Below are 14,788 nucleotides of genomic sequence, written 5' to 3'. Positions count from 1 at the left end.
ATTAGCGTAACGTTAGTGTATAAATTTTATGTAATTTTTGATCATATTATGCGCACCCTGTTGGTACTTTCGCTTTTCATAGTTTTTACTGCAACTTGCAGCCTACCTGCACGCGCGAAACCTATTGCCCCAGCGTTTCACTCCTACAATATGGATAGTGGTATCGCCCACGTATCCATTTCAGATATTGCGGAAGATAAGTATGGTTTTCTGTGGTTGGCATCGCAGTCTGGTGTCGATAAATTTGACGGCTATACATTTCGAAACTTCGGCTTGTGGGGTGAAGACAAGTCAACAGGCCTCCAGACCCTGTTCGCCCTTCAGATAGAGGCAAGCTTAGACGGTCAATACCTGTGGGTGGGGACATACAGCGGGCTGAGCCGTATAGATGTTGATACTGAGTCGTTCAAGCACTACACGTTACCGGCGTCAGAGCCTTTCAATAAACAGGTAATTAATAGGATCAAGACCACCCACAATGGCCAGCTTTGGATAGTCTCTGAGCGAAACCTTTACACATACTCTCCAGAATCAGACAGTGTAGAACTGGTCAGCTACCTTCCCAGTACCACGAGTACGCTGACAGACATAGAACTTATCGGCAACACCCTTTATGTCACTTCCACCTCGGGCCTTTATAAACTTGATCCGTTTAAGAAGTCTCTTGAGTTAGTGGCTTTTGAAAACATGAACTTTACTCGACTGGTGGCAGCAGAGAAATCTCGATTCTGGTTGGGCACCGCTACCCACGGCGCATGTTTGTTCAATCCCGACGAACAAAGCACTACCATCGACAAAAGCTGTACCTCTGAAACTCACGGATTATCTGATAACTACGTTACAGACATCTTATTAAAGGACAACGGTGATATATGGGTTTCTACTCAGCGTGGGCTGAATATTTTAACGTCACATAACCCCAACTCTGTGCTGCGTGCACCGATTAACGAGAAAGATGCGGCCAAAGAGAGAATTTCAAGCCTTTATCAAACGAAAGCTGGGCTGGTTGTCGTTGGCACCAGAGACGATGGGTTTGCGATCAGTAACCCTCTGCTTAGCAACTTCTACTCTCAGGAAATAGGCGAAGGACGAATCATCTCCTCTTTATCGAATTACAAAGATAACCAAGTATGGGTAGCGAACGAAAAGGGCCTTTGGCTTTACGACACGATAAGTAAAACTCAAGAAGGTCCATTTACTTCCAATGGTGCATTTGCAAGTAGCGAAGACACTAACGATAAGCTGTTGAGCGTGTTTTATCATACAAAGAGCGATGCATTATGGGTAACCACACGCACAGGCCTCGCCAAACTAAACCCTCAGACCAGAAACCTAGAATTTGTTGCGCTGAATGGTAAGTCGGGTTACAGCATTAATATCGATGATGACGGAGACATTTGGTATGGCGGCTACAGCGATGGGCTGTTTGTATATCGCCCGTCAGAAGATAGGGTAATAAAGCAATGGCCATTGTCGCTGACAACGAGAATTGTTTTGGACGACAATGAAAACGCATGGTTAAGTACGGTATCCGGTTTATTTGTTGCGAATAAACTGACTGGAGACTTGACCAGCGTCAGTGAGTTTACGGACAAGATATCAGATCAAACTGTAGTGACGTGGATTTCTCAGTCAAAACGCGGTGGTTATTGGATTGGAACGCAAGCAGCTGGACTCTTCTTTATGTCTAAAGAAGGCAGTGATTTGTCAACGATTAAAGTGACACAAATTAAGCCTGAAAGTCGATTGAGCAATGTATCCATTGGGGCAATTGTTGAAGATGATGAATATGGGCTTTGGATCTCTACAATTGAAGGGATTGCGTATTTAGCACCTGACTTGTCTACCCTTTCTTATTTCGGTGCAGAAAACGGCGCACTGTCTACGGGTTACTATATTGGCTCTGTCACCGTAACTGAAAATAACACAATAATGTTTGGTGGAGCGGAAGGCGTAACACAATTTACTCCTTCACAAGTGGCAAATGTAAAGTGGTCACCTGGAGTGCACCTCACAAACGTTGAAACGGTGAGTAGGAACGAGCAAAACGGAACAACCTATCAGCAAAGACAGCGCCTAGACGAGGTAATCGAACTTAAACATAACGATATTGCGCTCACGATTGAATTTGCCGCCACTGATTATATGAATGCAAATGAACTTAGGTATGCCTATAAACTCGCAGACTTTGAGAACAGCTGGCGCTTTACTGACTACAAGACAAGAACGGCCACCTACACCAACTTGGACCCAGGACGCTACCGCTTCACTGTTAAAGCTATAAATCAAGAGAATGAATGGAGCACCAATGCAGCGCAACTTGAAATAGTTGTAGTTCCACCATGGTGGGATAAGCCTATATGGCGTGTGGCGATTACCCTGCTAGGCATGCTGTTGATTTCATCGATGGTGTGGCTGAGGATAGCATCGTTGAAAAAGCGCTCTGCTGAACTTGCACTAAAAGTTGAGGAAAAAACCCGAGACTTAGAAGCGGTCGTAGAAAAGTTGACGCAGCTTTCAACTCAGGACGCATTGACGGGTCTCAAAAATCGTCGCTACTTTACACAAAGAGCCAAGGCAGCATGGCAAAATTATAAACGCCATAATCATACTTTCTCCTTGCTAATTGTTGATATTGATTTCTTCAAGCGTATTAACGATGAATACGGTCATCATGTGGGTGACACAGTACTGGTCAAAATAGCTAGGATCCTGGAAGATAGTTTAAGAGAAAGTGACGTTATTGCGCGATGGGGCGGTGAGGAGTTTCTTATATTGCTGCCTTCATTAAAGGTACAAGAAGCGTTTTGGGTGGCAGAAAAGCTACGTAAAACTGTCGCGGATTACGAAATCGATGCTCCCCCCTACTCGGTATCGGCTACCATAACCTGTGGTGTAGCGGATATACGAGATTACGATAGCGTCGAGGCTTGCATCCACGCTATCGATAAAAAGCTATATGTCGGCAAAGAATCAGGCCGAAATGCGGTGATAAAATAGCCGCTGGCTGATCATCGTACCCATTAGTTTCTCTTCCCCCCATTGCATTGCCGTTTAAACGGCAATGCATGCAGGCAAACGTTTTGTCATGCATTTTATCGCAGTAATTGATCGCTTTCCTTTTTACCCGCCTATGTATTGTGAATTCTTAAGTAGCTTAAGATGAGCGAAATCACCCACAAGGAGGATGAAAACATGGCAAATGTATTAGTAATCGGCGCATCAGGCCAAATTGGTAAGCAAGCAACAGTGAAATTGTTGGATGCTGGTCACAAAGTCGTAGCGCCAGTAAGAAGCCCAGACAAACTGTCAGATATCCAAAGTGCCAACCTCACAGTGGTTGAGCAGGATTTAGAAAAAGATTTTTCAGCACACTTTGAAGGTGTGGACGTTGCGGTTTTCACAGCAGGTTCAGGCGGTAGCACCGGCGCAGATAAAACACTTATGATTGATCTTTGGGCGGCCCGCAACGCGGTTAACTATGCAAAAGCGGCGGGGACACCCAAATTTGTTATGGTTAGTTCTATTGGTGCAGACGATCCTGACGCCGTGGAGTCAGCAATAAAACCATATTTGGTTGCCAAACACATGGCCGACGAGCATTTAATTAATAGCGGCTTACATCACGTAATACTTCGACCTGGCACTTTATTAAATGAACCGGGCACGCATTTAGTACGAACCGATATGCCAAGCAATAGGGACGATGCTGTAATACCAAGAGAAGATGTAGCGACAGCTATTGTCGAAAGCGTTGCAAGAGAAAGTAATGCTGACTTGATCACCTATTTATTTAAAGGTGATACACCAATTTCCCATATTTTCTAGGTGAGCGACTTTTCTAGGTGATCGGCGCCCTCTCATTTGCCAATGCGTTATCGCGTCTATTCAAGCTAGAGAGGGCTTACTTTTTGCTTAGGTCGCCGGTTTGTATGCCGCTGACTTAGGTGGTGCCCAGAATAGGCAGTATCACGCACTTAATGTGTGCCTACTTAGAGACTAGAGGTGGTTACCTACGGTATCAATGACTGGCTAACCCAGTTGCCATTTCCGTCTTTTTGATGCCACTCTCGACTTTGAGGGTTACCTCTCAAATTCAGGTAATCTACGCTATCAATAGCCAGCATGATCACGCAAAAGTGAGGTGGAACTACACCAAAATCCCCTTCAACCTGTAGTGCCGAACCATCGTTTCTTGGCGTGCCGGGCTCGCCCCACAAAAACTGCTTTTTGCCTGCATCTGACAATTTATTCCAGTGCTGAGTAACTAAGTCAGCATCTTGATGTAACGTTTTTATTGTTGCAGTACAAGAGAAGCGATATTGCTCCCTGGTTTTAGAAAAATACCAACAAACCTGCGAGTGAGGATTCTGGCCAAGCTGGTCATATTTATCTGAGCGGGTGTCAGAAATAACCACCAGTTGGTTGTCGTCGGTGATCCCTCTAAAAACCACGGTACGGCAGTACGGTACACCACTACCGTCTACAGTAGCTAACTGAAAGTAACGACTTTCTGGCATACTGCGAGTTTGGTGAAGACTCTTTGTCAACCCTTGTCGCCACTGGGGCATAACCACCTCCGAGAGTAAAATCGCCTATACTTACCGCTACGCGGCTTTCTTCTTCGCAGCTAAAGAAAACAGCGTGTAGAAGTTTTGTGTGGTAATTTCCGCTAATTCTTTTACCGTCACGCCTTTAAGCTCAGCAATAAATTCTGCCACTTCTACCACGTAACCTGGCTGGTTTTGTTTACCTCGATGAGGAACTGGCGCAAGCCATGGTGAGTCAGTTTCAATAAGTAGTCGCTCTAAAGGGATCGCTTTTACCACTTCACGCAATTCATCTGCTGAATTAAAGGTTACGATGCCTGAAATAGAGATATAGAAGTCCATCTCTATTGCTGCCAGCGCCATGTCTAATGACTCAGTAAAGCAATGCAAAACACCTTTAGTGTGCGCAGCTTTGTGTTGGCGGAGTAGGTTAATAGTGTCTTCCCTTGCATCCCGCGTATGAATTATTAACGGCTTTTTAGTTTCGTTAGCTACTTTGATGTGGTCGACGAAAGACGTTAGCTGGACTTCTTTACTTTCCGGACTATAAAAATAGTCCAGCCCAGTTTCGCCAATGGCTACCACTTCTTCACGCTGCGCCTTCTCTAGCAGTTCTTCATAGCTACACGCTTCATCTTGATGTAGTGGGTGCACACCACAAGATACTGATACATCTTCAAACTGACTTACAGCTGCTAACATGCTGTCGTAATCACCAACAGATACGCACACACAAAGGAAGTGTTCAACACCTCGGGTTCTTGCGAAATTTAAGGTTTCAGCCAGCTCTTCTGGCCCTTGCTTAAGTCGGTCTAAGTGACAATGAGAATCTACGAACAAACTACACCTGTTTTAAAAAATTGCTGTTAGACAAAAGGGCTTCGACAAGCCAGCGTTTGCCTATTAACGTTGAAATTGCTTTAGTAACCCAAAAAGTACCATTGATTTGTTAACACCTGCGTGCTGCAGCGTTCTTACCGCATCAACACATGCTTCATAGCGTTTAAAATCAACAGCCTGTTGACGTTTTATGTATTCGTCATGGGCCATCTGTTGACACCACAATGCGATTTGAGGTGCATTGTCCTGCCACTTATTCGCAAGCGTTTGTACTTGCAAATTTGCATCGCCTGCTAAGAGCGCTTGCATACCATCGCTAAAATTGCGATAGCTAATGTCTTCTTCACCACTGAGGGCCTCTTCTACGCGAAGAGGGGCATAGCCATAAGCTGCCAGTAACGCTTCGCTTGCATCTTCTACGCCCTTAGCGTTTAAGTAGTTCAAACTGTCTGACACTGACGGGAGTGAGAGTATCTGCCGTTCACATCGACTTAATATGGTCGGCATAATTTTATTGATACTGTCAGTGATCAGCAGCAAGAAGGTATTATTTGTGGGTTCTTCTAAGGTTTTCAACAGTGCATTAGCTGCCGCTTCCGTCATGGTATCGGCACGGGGAATCAACAACACTTTATTGCCCCCCATTTGCGCAGTACCTGATAGCTTACCAATGCCCTCGCGAATTTTATCCACACCTAACTGCTTTTCACTTTCTAAAACATGAAAGTCTGGGTGGTTTCCAGCTTGCCTCAAATGGCAACTTTGACACTGTTCACATGGCCCATTTATGCTTGGCTGCTTACACAATAGCGCATTGCTTAACCCTAACGCGAGTTGGTATTTTCCAATTCCCTTTGGCCCTGTCAGCAATAAACCATGGTGTAGTTTCTTTGCCATATATCGCGACAGTAACGTCGAGAACGTTGTAGCAAACCAAGGCATTACTTGCATTAACCTTTCCCCTGCTGGCTTTTGCTACTTGTGTTCGTCACATAGTCATTGATAATCGCAATCACGTCTTGATGAACCTTTTCCATAGGCTGCATTGCACTGACCACGACGATAGATTCATCTTGCTTAGCAAGAGACAAGTATTTTGCACGAGTTCGTTCGAAAAAGGCGAGCCCCGCTTGCTCAATGCGGTCAAGCTCCCCTCGCCCACGGGCGCGCTCTAGTCCAACCGCAGGCTCGACATCCAGATATAAAGTTAAATCTGGCTTAAACCCTTTAAGGGCGATATCGCTGATGGCCGACATTGTTTTTCCACTGACGCCCCGACCACCGCCTTGATAGGCTTGAGATGACAGGTCGTGTCTGTCACCTACCACCCACGCACCAGCATCAAGTGATGGTAAGATTTTATTGGTAAGTAATTGCACACGCGCCGCATACATAAGAAGTAGTTCAGTCTCCTCACTCACGGTCTCATCCCAGTCGTGTTTTACACATTCTCGAATGGCTTCTGCCATCGGTGTGCCGCCTGGCTCACGAGTTTGCTCAACGCGCTTTCCTGCACCTTTTAATGCTTGAACAATCAGCCCAATCACTGAGCTTTTTCCTGCCCCTTCAAGGCCTTCAACTACAATAAACTTTCCGCGCATTACTTTTTAAACTCTGTTTTTATTTAGCTATAACGTATCGGTTGTCTGCATCAATACGGCTATCGTTTTAACTGGTATTTTCGCACAGCTGCATTGTGTTCAGCTAGTGTCGTAGAAAATTGATGGCTGCCATCGCCCTTCGCCACAAAATAGAGTGCATCCGTTGTCAGTGGGTGCAACGCAGCGTGAATGGCGGCCTTGCCTGCCATCGCGATAGGCGTAGGTGGGAGCCCTTTAATAACATAGGTATTGTAAGGCGTTGCTGTTCGCAAGTGCTTACGGGTAATGTTTCCGTCAAACGTAGGACCGATACCATAAATCACGGTGGGATCAGTTTGAAGACGCATATTTCTGTTTAGCCTATTGACGAAAACGCCTGAAATCATGTCACGTTCCGCAGGCACAGCCGTTTCTTTTTCAATGATACTCGCTAAGATAAGAGCCTCGTAAGGTGTGGCTAACGGCAGTTCGGCATCCCGTAACTCCCATTCGCTAGAGACAAAGTCAATTAGCGCGCGGTGTGCTCTTTTTAATACCTCGCTTGCGGTTGTGCCTTTGGTAAAGAAATACGTATCAGCCAAATATACGCCCTCTGTCTGCGCAACGTTTTCGCAACACCAATCTACACCATTATCCTGAGTGAGCTGGTTTAATTTCCCTTCATTTAAATCAAACACCAAATCTGTGTTTTGTTTAAGCGCCTCAAGCCACTGTGCAAGAGTTAGCCCTTCAACTAGACTCACTGCGAAGAGATGCTCATCGCCCTCAGTAAACAAGGTAAACACATCTACTAGTGACTGCCCTGGGCGCAGCATGTAGGTGCCAGACTTAACAGACGTACTGCCTGCAAAGAATTTGAGCCACACCTTAGCAACAAAGGGCGACACATCGGTCATGCCTATTTTACGCAAGTGTTTCACGGTACGATAAGCGTTACTGCCGCTCTCTATCGTAAATAAGGTTTCACTTTTTAATGCTAGTTCATCGGTAACCTTGCTCGAGACATACATTACGCCAGAGGCTGCCCCAACAACGGCAAGCATGAAAAGAGATAATAGAATAACAATTACCCGCTTCATGCTTGAACTTCCCCTTTCTTCATTGCTTTACATTCCATTTTATTTCTTTTTACTACTAATCTGGTGAAGCTCGTAAAACGTTGACGAACCCCGTTGTGAGAAGTGCGTTTTAGTTAATTTTGAAGCGCAGTCTGAAGCCGTGTCTTTAGCGCTACAATCGCATCGCTTCTTACATCAAAATCGACATAAGAGAAATCCGGCATTTGTATTTTCTGTACCGGCATTACGCCCATTAGTGCATTGGTAATTACCACTGCACTCGCTTTTCGCAAATAAGAAAGGTCATATTCCCCCACGTGAAGCGAACAATTGTCGTTTAACAGCGAATCAATAAGACACTGCCTGACTACGCCATTGACACCGCTTCCCTTCAAAGACGGGGTATACCATTGTTCATTGAGGTAGAAAAATACATTGCCAGCACTCGCTTCAATAATGTTATCTTGGGTATCGCAAACAATAGCATCGTGTACGCCAGCGTCGTCTACTTCGTGCTTAATTAAGACTTGTTCTAGCCTGTTCATATGCTTTACACCCGCAAGCAATGGTTGAATGGCTAACCGCGTTTGAGCGCATATTACCGTTGCACCTTCATTCGCAAGACTATCGTAATGGACAGGGTAAGGGTGCTGGCTAAATCTGACTAATGCTTCACTGTCTTCGCTTCGCGCATACCCCCTTCCGGCTTGACCTCCCGACACGTGAACTTTTAGCACATATTTTGGAGAAGCGTTATCACCTGAACCGCTCTTTATCGTCTTGACCTGTTCAGCAATTGCGGCTTCAAGCGCGCGGATATCAATGTTGAGCTTGATGGCTGCCGCATCGTGCTCTAAACGTGAAATATGATAAGGCAATAATTCTACTTGATGTTCACTTACCAACAATGTGGTAAACACACCGTCGCCATAATTAAACGCCCTGTCACTTGATGAAATAGGCGTAGCGCTAGGAATAATTCTCACTGCCTACTCTTGTTCGCCGTTATTGTGGTTGTTGGAAGTATACCAACTTGCGTTGGTCAGACAACGTCTAGCTGAATTGATTTGGCTGTAGCTGTGCTCAAAGAGACCTGAGTTTTATGATATTTACTGTGAGATTTAACTGTATAAACAACAAAAGGCAGCCGAAGCTGCCTTTTAAATATACGTGAATTACACTTAAACAGCGATAATTACGCTATATTAGTTACGCCGTATTAGATACGCTTGAAAATCAATGATCCGTTCGTACCGCCAAACCCGAATGAGTTACACAGTGCGTAGTCTTCATTGAATGCTTTCGCTTTGTGTGCAACAAAGTCTAAGTCGCAGCCTTCACCTGGTTCATCCAAGTTAATGGTTGGCGGCGCCATTTTGTCACGCAGTGCCAAAATAGTGAAAATTGCCTCAACTGAACCGGCGGCCCCTAGCAAATGGCCTGTCATTGACTTGGTAGAGCTAACAAGTAGCTTGTGAGCATGGTCATTGAACACGCGTTTTACTGCTGCCACTTCCGCAATGTCACCTGCAGGCGTAGACGTACCATGTGCGTTAACATAGCCGATTTCGCTTGCATCCAACTTCGCATCATTTATCGCGTTTTGCATAGACGCTGCCGCACCTTCTCCATCTTCAGGTGGAGAAGTCATGTGGTATGCGTCGCCGCTCATGCCAAAACCAACCAGTTCTGCATAAATGGTCGCGCCACGCGCTTTGGCTGCTTCGTATTCTTCTAGCATTACCACGCCAGCGCCCTCACCCATGACAAAACCATCGCGGTCTTTATCCCATGGGCGGCTTGCTGCTTGTGGGTTGTCGTTGCGAGATGACAACGCACGTGCTGCGGCAAAACCAGCCATGCCTAGCGGAGTAATAGACGCTTCTGCGCCTCCGGCCAACATGGCATCAGCGTCGCCATAAGCAATTGTTCTTGCGGCAATACCAATGTTATGAACGCCTGTTGTACAAGCAGTCACAACGTTTAAATTCGGTCCTTTCAACCCTTCCATGATAGACAAAAAGCCTGAGATCATGTTGGTAATGGTTGAAGGTACAAAAAATGGCGATACGCGCTTAGGACCGCTATTTGTCAGTTTCAAATGGTTTTGTTCAATTTGTTCTAAACCACCAATACCTGAACCAATAGCTACACCTACACGATGCGCATTATCTTGTGAAATAGTTAAACCAGAATCGACCAAGGCTTGCTTGCCTGCTGCTATACCCAGCTGGATAAAGCGGTCCATTTTCTTGGTTTCTTTCTTTTCAATGTATTCCTGCGGATCAAAATCATTAATTTGACCTGCGAAACGGGTTGAATAGTTACTACAATCGAAATGGGTGATTTCACCGATGCCGCTTTCGCCCGCGAGCAATTTGCGCCATGTGTCTTCGCTATTAAGACCTAATGGTGAAAGCATTCCAAGACCAGTAACCACTACGCGACGTTTTGTCACAAAAAGCCCTCGCTTTGGAACTAAGGTAGGAGATACAAAAACGGCTCTGTTAGAAGAGCCGTTTTGTCGCTACTTAAGACTTAAGCGTCTTTGTTAGCGTTGATGTAATCAATTGCTGATTGAACAGTAGTAATTTTTTCTGCTTCTTCGTCAGGAATTTCAGTATCGAATTCTTCTTCCAAAGCCATTACTAGCTCAACAGTGTCAAGTGAATCAGCGCCTAAATCGTCAACGAATGAAGCTTCTGCTTTTACTTCTTCTTCTTTCACGCCAAGTTGTTCAACGATGATTTTCTTAACGCGTTCTTCAATGTTACTCATAATTCTAGGTTTCCCTTAAACGTCACTAGATAATAAAAGTGCCGCTAGTTTATTTTGCAAGGTGCATCCTTGCAAGCACCAGTTTAAACAAATTTTCTGGTCAAACCAGCGACATTCGAAATTCGTAAAATACTATTTTTACATCCAAGTTCGGGTAAATACCACCCCAAACTAAGGAAAATTCGCAATTTTTGCGAATTTACCCCATATACATACCACCATTTACATGGATAGTTTCGCCTGTAATATAGGCTGCACCATCGCTTACTAAAAAGGCAACAGTGGCTGCAATTTCATCAGGCTCGCCTAATCGGTTAGCCGGAATATCTTTGAAAATGGCTTCTTTTTGGTCATCGGTCAGCGCTTTTGTCATATCGGTATCGATAAAACCAGGCGCTACAACGTTGATGGTGATACCGCGAGAAGCCACTTCACGCGCCATAGATTTAGAAAAACCAATGACCCCTGCTTTCGCTGCAGCATAGTTTGCCTGTCCGGCATTACCTGCACTGCCCACCACTGAACCAATGTTCACAATGCGACCAAAACGCTTCTTCATCATACCGCGAAGTACCGCTTTTGACAGTGTGAAAATTGAGGTTAAGTTGGTGTCGATAATGTCCTGCCACTCGTCATCTTTCATGCGCATTAGCAGATTATCACGTGTGATACCTGCATTATTGACCAAGATATCGATACCACCATGTGCTTCATTAATCGCTTTAATCGTGGTATCTACGCTTTCTTTGTCGGTGACATTTAGTGCAAAGCCTTTGCCGCCGAATTCAGAAAGATAATCGCTGATCGCTTGCGCACCATTTTCACTGGTTGCTGTGCCGATAACCGTAGCACCTTGCTGAGCAAGCTGCTTGGCAATCGCTTTGCCTATACCTCGGCTTGCGCCGGTAACAAGCGCAATTTTACCGTCTAATTGACTCATTGCGTTTCCTTATTGTTTTAATGCTTCAACACCATCAGGTGTATTAACTGCAAGAGATTCTAGGCTCTTGTCGATACGTTTGTTCAATCCAGTAAGTACTTTACCAGGACCTACTTCAATAACGCGCTCAACGCCCGCTGCCGCCAAGTATTCAACAGTACGCGTCCATTGAACGGGGCAATATAGTTGTCTCACTAATGCGTTCTTGATTGCATCACCTTGGGTTTCTATAGTGACATCAACATTGTTCACAATATTGATTGCAGGCTCATTAACGTTCAATGACGATAATGCGTCTTCTAACTTATCTGCGGCAGGACGCATTAACTCACAGTGTGAAGGAACGCTTACCGCAAGAGGAAGTGCGCGCTTTGCGCCCGCTTCTTTACACGCATTAGCAGCTTGCTCGGCGGCGTTCTTTTCCCCTGCAATAACCACTTGGCCTGGAGAGTTGAAGTTAACTGGTGCAACCACATCGCCTGTAGCAATAGCAGTTTGCTGACAAATATCAGCAATGGCGGCATCGTCTAATCCGATAATGGCATACATGGCACCTGCACCTGCTGGTACAGCTTCTTGCATGTATTTACCTCGGGCTTCCACAAGCTTAATAGCATCAGCAAAATCCATGGCGCCGCCACATACTAATGCAGAGTACTCACCAAGGCTGTGACCCGCTAGGTAATCTACATCGATGCCCTGCTCGCGAATAACACGCCAAATTGCTACGCTAGCAGCAAGCAACGCTGGTTGAGTGATATGGGTTTCGTTAAGTTTACCGTCTGTATCATTTTGGACTAAATCCCACAGATCGTAGCCGAGCGCGTCAGAGGCTTCTTTAAACGTTGCTTCGATAATCGGAGAAGTCTCAGCAAGTTCCTTTAGCATACCTACGCTTTGAGAACCTTGTCCTGGAAATACACAGGCTGTCTTTGTCATGTCGATTCCTTATTATTTTTAATTTACTAGAAACGAGAAAACGTCGGAGTTGGAGTGCCCCTTAACGAGGCAAATATCTGCAAGGCTAATAGCGTACAAGCGCCGATGCCCAAGCAAATCCGCCTCCGAAGGCTTCTAGTAATAAGTGCTGTCCGCGTTGAATGCGCCCGTCTCTGATAGCTGTATCAAGCGCTGTAGGCACAGTAGCAGCAGAGGTATTACCATACTGCTCTAACGTAAGCACTACTTGATCAAGAGACATATTCAGCTTTTTAGCTGTCGCTTTAATAATTCTAAAGTTTGCTTGGTGAGGTACTAACCAGTCAAGATCAGATTTTTGCATACCGTTGGCAGCAAGGGTTTGTTCTACCACTTCTGAAAGCTTGGTTACCGCAACCTTAAAGACTTCATTACCACGCATCACACCCCAGTTCTCGTGAACCGACTGCTCGTCACCACGGGTTGGATTACCCACGTACAGCAAATCGCCATAAGAGCCTGATGCGTTGATATGTGTGGAAAGAATGCCAGGTTCATCACTTGCTTCAATAATCGTCGCGCCTGCCGCATCGCCAAACAAGATAACCATGGTTCTGTCTTCAGGGTTTATCAAGCGGCTCAAACAGTCGGTACCGACTACAAGAATACGTTTCGCCATGCCAGACTTAATGTATTGATCGGCAACACTTAATGCGTAGCAGTAACCTGCACATGCAGCAGCTACGTCAAATGCAGGGATACCGTCAATATCAAGAATGCGTTGAATTTCACATGCTGTGCTTGGAAGCGCATAGCGACCACTTGTGGTAGCGCACACAATCATGTCGATAGATTTCGGGTCAATGCCAGCCATCTCAATGGCTTTCTTACTGGCTTCTGCCCCCATGGTAGCAGCGGTTTCATCTGCTCCAATAATACGTCGCTCTTTTATCCCGGTACGGTCAGTGATCCATTCGTCACTGGTGTCCACCATTTGCTCTAAATCTGCGTTTGTACGCACGTCGCTGGGATAATAGCTACCTGTTCCTATAAAGCGTGAATATTTGCTCAAAGCTGCTCCAACAATACCGTTTCTATCTTTGTCTTTATCTTTTCAGGTAAATGCATCTTTGCTTCTTTCATTGCTTGCACGATGGCGTAATAAAAGGCGTCTTTTTGTGCATTTCCGTGACTCTTGATAACAATGCCGCGCAATCCTATCAGACTCGCACCGTTATACTGGTCGGGGTTCACGCTGTTATAGATAGATTTCAGTAATGGGAAGGCAATTTTTGCCAATAATCGGGTATAAAAGTTCTTCTGTGACTGGCGTTTTACTTCGTTTATCACTAACTTAGCCAGCCCTTCGCTCGATTTAAGCGCTACATTTCCAGTAAAACCGTCTGTTACCACTACATCGGCATGATCGGTGAAAATGTCGTCGCCTTCTACATAACCAATATAGTTTATGCCTGGCGCATCTTTAAAAAGCTGGTCGGCAGATTTTACCTGTGCGTTACCTTTAATATCTTCTTCGCCTACGTTCAATAAGGCAACCCGTGGCGATGCTATGCCCGCCACCTCTTGCGCAAGCACTGAGCCCATAACGCCGTATTGGAAAAGAATTTCAGGCGTACAGTTCACGTTTGCGCCTAAATCTAAAAGAAATACGTTATGGTGCCCTGTTGTAGGCATCATATTAATGAGTGCGGGCCTATCAATGCCTGATAAGGTTTTAAGCAAATAGAATGATAAGGTAAGCAGTGCACCGGTATTACCTGCGCTTACGCACGCGTTTGCCTCGCCACTTTCGACAAGTTCAATAACGCGACGCATAGAAGAATCTTTTTTGTTTCGTAGCGCTGACGTTGGCGCTTCGCCCATCTCAACGACTTGTGAGCAATGCACAATAGTAACGCGGTTGCGTTCAGCGTTGGTAAGGGGCTGTATACCTGCTTTGATGGTATCTTCATCACCGCATAACGTGAAGTGCACGTCTGGGTGAAGTTGAATAGCCTTTACGGCTGCGGGAAGGATAACAGGGGGACCATGATCGCCCCCCATGATATCTAACGCGATGGTTAGTTTAGACAAAATGTAGTC

The 14,788-nt window shown here is 45.4% G+C and carries 14 protein-coding genes; 2 read left to right on the top strand and 12 right to left on the bottom strand.

Going from position 1 to position 14,788, the window contains the following annotated elements:
- The first annotated feature begins 48 nt into the window (after positions 1-48).
- Both AWH61_RS05655 and AWH61_RS05650 read left to right on the top strand, forming a co-directional pair.
- On the top strand, positions 49-3,000 hold the full coding sequence (locus AWH61_RS05655; protein WP_249922605.1) for a ligand-binding sensor domain-containing diguanylate cyclase: 2,952 nt from the start codon (positions 49-51) through the stop codon (positions 2,998-3,000).
- A gap of 195 nt (positions 3,001-3,195) precedes the next feature.
- Positions 3,196-3,828 carry an SDR family oxidoreductase gene (locus tag AWH61_RS05650; protein ID WP_075176432.1) on the top strand — a complete coding sequence of 211 codons (633 nt, stop codon included), beginning with the start codon at positions 3,196-3,198 and terminating at the stop codon, positions 3,826-3,828.
- A 185-nt stretch (positions 3,829-4,013) separates the two neighbouring features.
- Here AWH61_RS05650 and AWH61_RS05645 read toward each other — a convergent pair whose 3' ends face one another.
- The 12 genes from AWH61_RS05645 to plsX all read right to left on the bottom strand — a co-directional run bounded on the left by AWH61_RS05645 (position 4,014) and on the right by plsX (position 14,779).
- On the bottom strand, positions 4,014-4,571 hold the full coding sequence (locus AWH61_RS05645) for a pyridoxamine 5'-phosphate oxidase family protein (protein ID WP_075176431.1): 558 nt from the start codon (positions 4,569-4,571) through the stop codon (positions 4,014-4,016).
- A gap of 36 nt (positions 4,572-4,607) precedes the next feature.
- Positions 4,608-5,390, bottom strand: a complete 783-nt coding sequence (locus AWH61_RS05640; protein ID WP_014979120.1) for a TatD family hydrolase — start codon at positions 5,388-5,390, stop codon at positions 4,608-4,610.
- 63 nt (positions 5,391-5,453) lie between these two features.
- A complete protein-coding gene (gene holB / locus AWH61_RS05635; protein WP_014979119.1) occupies positions 5,454-6,341 on the bottom strand; it encodes a DNA polymerase III subunit delta' in 888 nt (295 codons plus the stop codon).
- The gene (gene tmk / locus AWH61_RS05630) at positions 6,341-6,991 is read right to left on the bottom strand and encodes a dTMP kinase (RefSeq protein ID WP_075176430.1); all 651 of its coding nucleotides are present in this window, start codon (positions 6,989-6,991) and stop codon (positions 6,341-6,343) included. Before tmk ends, holB begins: the two co-directional genes overlap by 1 nt.
- Before the next feature lie 59 nt (positions 6,992-7,050).
- A complete protein-coding gene (mltG, locus tag AWH61_RS05625) occupies positions 7,051-8,070 on the bottom strand; it encodes an endolytic transglycosylase MltG (RefSeq protein ID WP_075176429.1) in 1,020 nt (339 codons plus the stop codon).
- A 113-nt stretch (positions 8,071-8,183) separates the two neighbouring features.
- Positions 8,184-9,035, bottom strand: coding sequence for an aminodeoxychorismate lyase (pabC, locus tag AWH61_RS05620; protein ID WP_014949216.1), 852 nt, complete (start codon positions 9,033-9,035; stop codon positions 8,184-8,186).
- A 233-nt stretch (positions 9,036-9,268) separates the two neighbouring features.
- Positions 9,269-10,507: a beta-ketoacyl-ACP synthase II gene (gene fabF, locus AWH61_RS05615; RefSeq protein WP_014949215.1), complete on the bottom strand. Its 1,239-nt coding sequence runs from the start codon at positions 10,505-10,507 to the stop codon at positions 9,269-9,271.
- 80 nt (positions 10,508-10,587) lie between these two features.
- Positions 10,588-10,827 carry an acyl carrier protein gene (gene acpP / locus AWH61_RS05610; RefSeq protein WP_012518211.1) on the bottom strand — a complete coding sequence of 80 codons (240 nt, stop codon included), beginning with the start codon at positions 10,825-10,827 and terminating at the stop codon, positions 10,588-10,590.
- 199 nt (positions 10,828-11,026) lie between these two features.
- Positions 11,027-11,767 (bottom strand): 3-oxoacyl-ACP reductase FabG, encoded by a 741-nt coding sequence (gene fabG, locus AWH61_RS05605; RefSeq protein ID WP_075176428.1) that lies wholly within the window; start codon positions 11,765-11,767, stop codon positions 11,027-11,029.
- A 9-nt stretch (positions 11,768-11,776) separates the two neighbouring features.
- Positions 11,777-12,706 carry an ACP S-malonyltransferase gene (gene fabD, locus AWH61_RS05600; protein WP_014949213.1) on the bottom strand — a complete coding sequence of 310 codons (930 nt, stop codon included), beginning with the start codon at positions 12,704-12,706 and terminating at the stop codon, positions 11,777-11,779.
- A gap of 85 nt (positions 12,707-12,791) precedes the next feature.
- Complete coding sequence (locus AWH61_RS05595; RefSeq protein WP_075176427.1) at positions 12,792-13,757, bottom strand: beta-ketoacyl-ACP synthase III; 966 nt, start codon at positions 13,755-13,757, stop codon at positions 12,792-12,794.
- Complete coding sequence (plsX, locus tag AWH61_RS05590) at positions 13,754-14,779, bottom strand: phosphate acyltransferase PlsX (RefSeq protein ID WP_014976325.1); 1,026 nt, start codon at positions 14,777-14,779, stop codon at positions 13,754-13,756. The genes AWH61_RS05595 and plsX overlap by 4 nt, the downstream gene beginning before the upstream one ends.
- Positions 14,780-14,788 lie beyond the last annotated feature (9 nt).

Origin of the sequence: Alteromonas sp. W12 (assembly GCF_001924945.1) — a bacterium.
GTDB lineage: Bacteria > Pseudomonadota > Gammaproteobacteria > Enterobacterales > Alteromonadaceae > Alteromonas > Alteromonas macleodii.
This window is presented reverse-complemented; position numbering and strand designations above follow the sequence as displayed.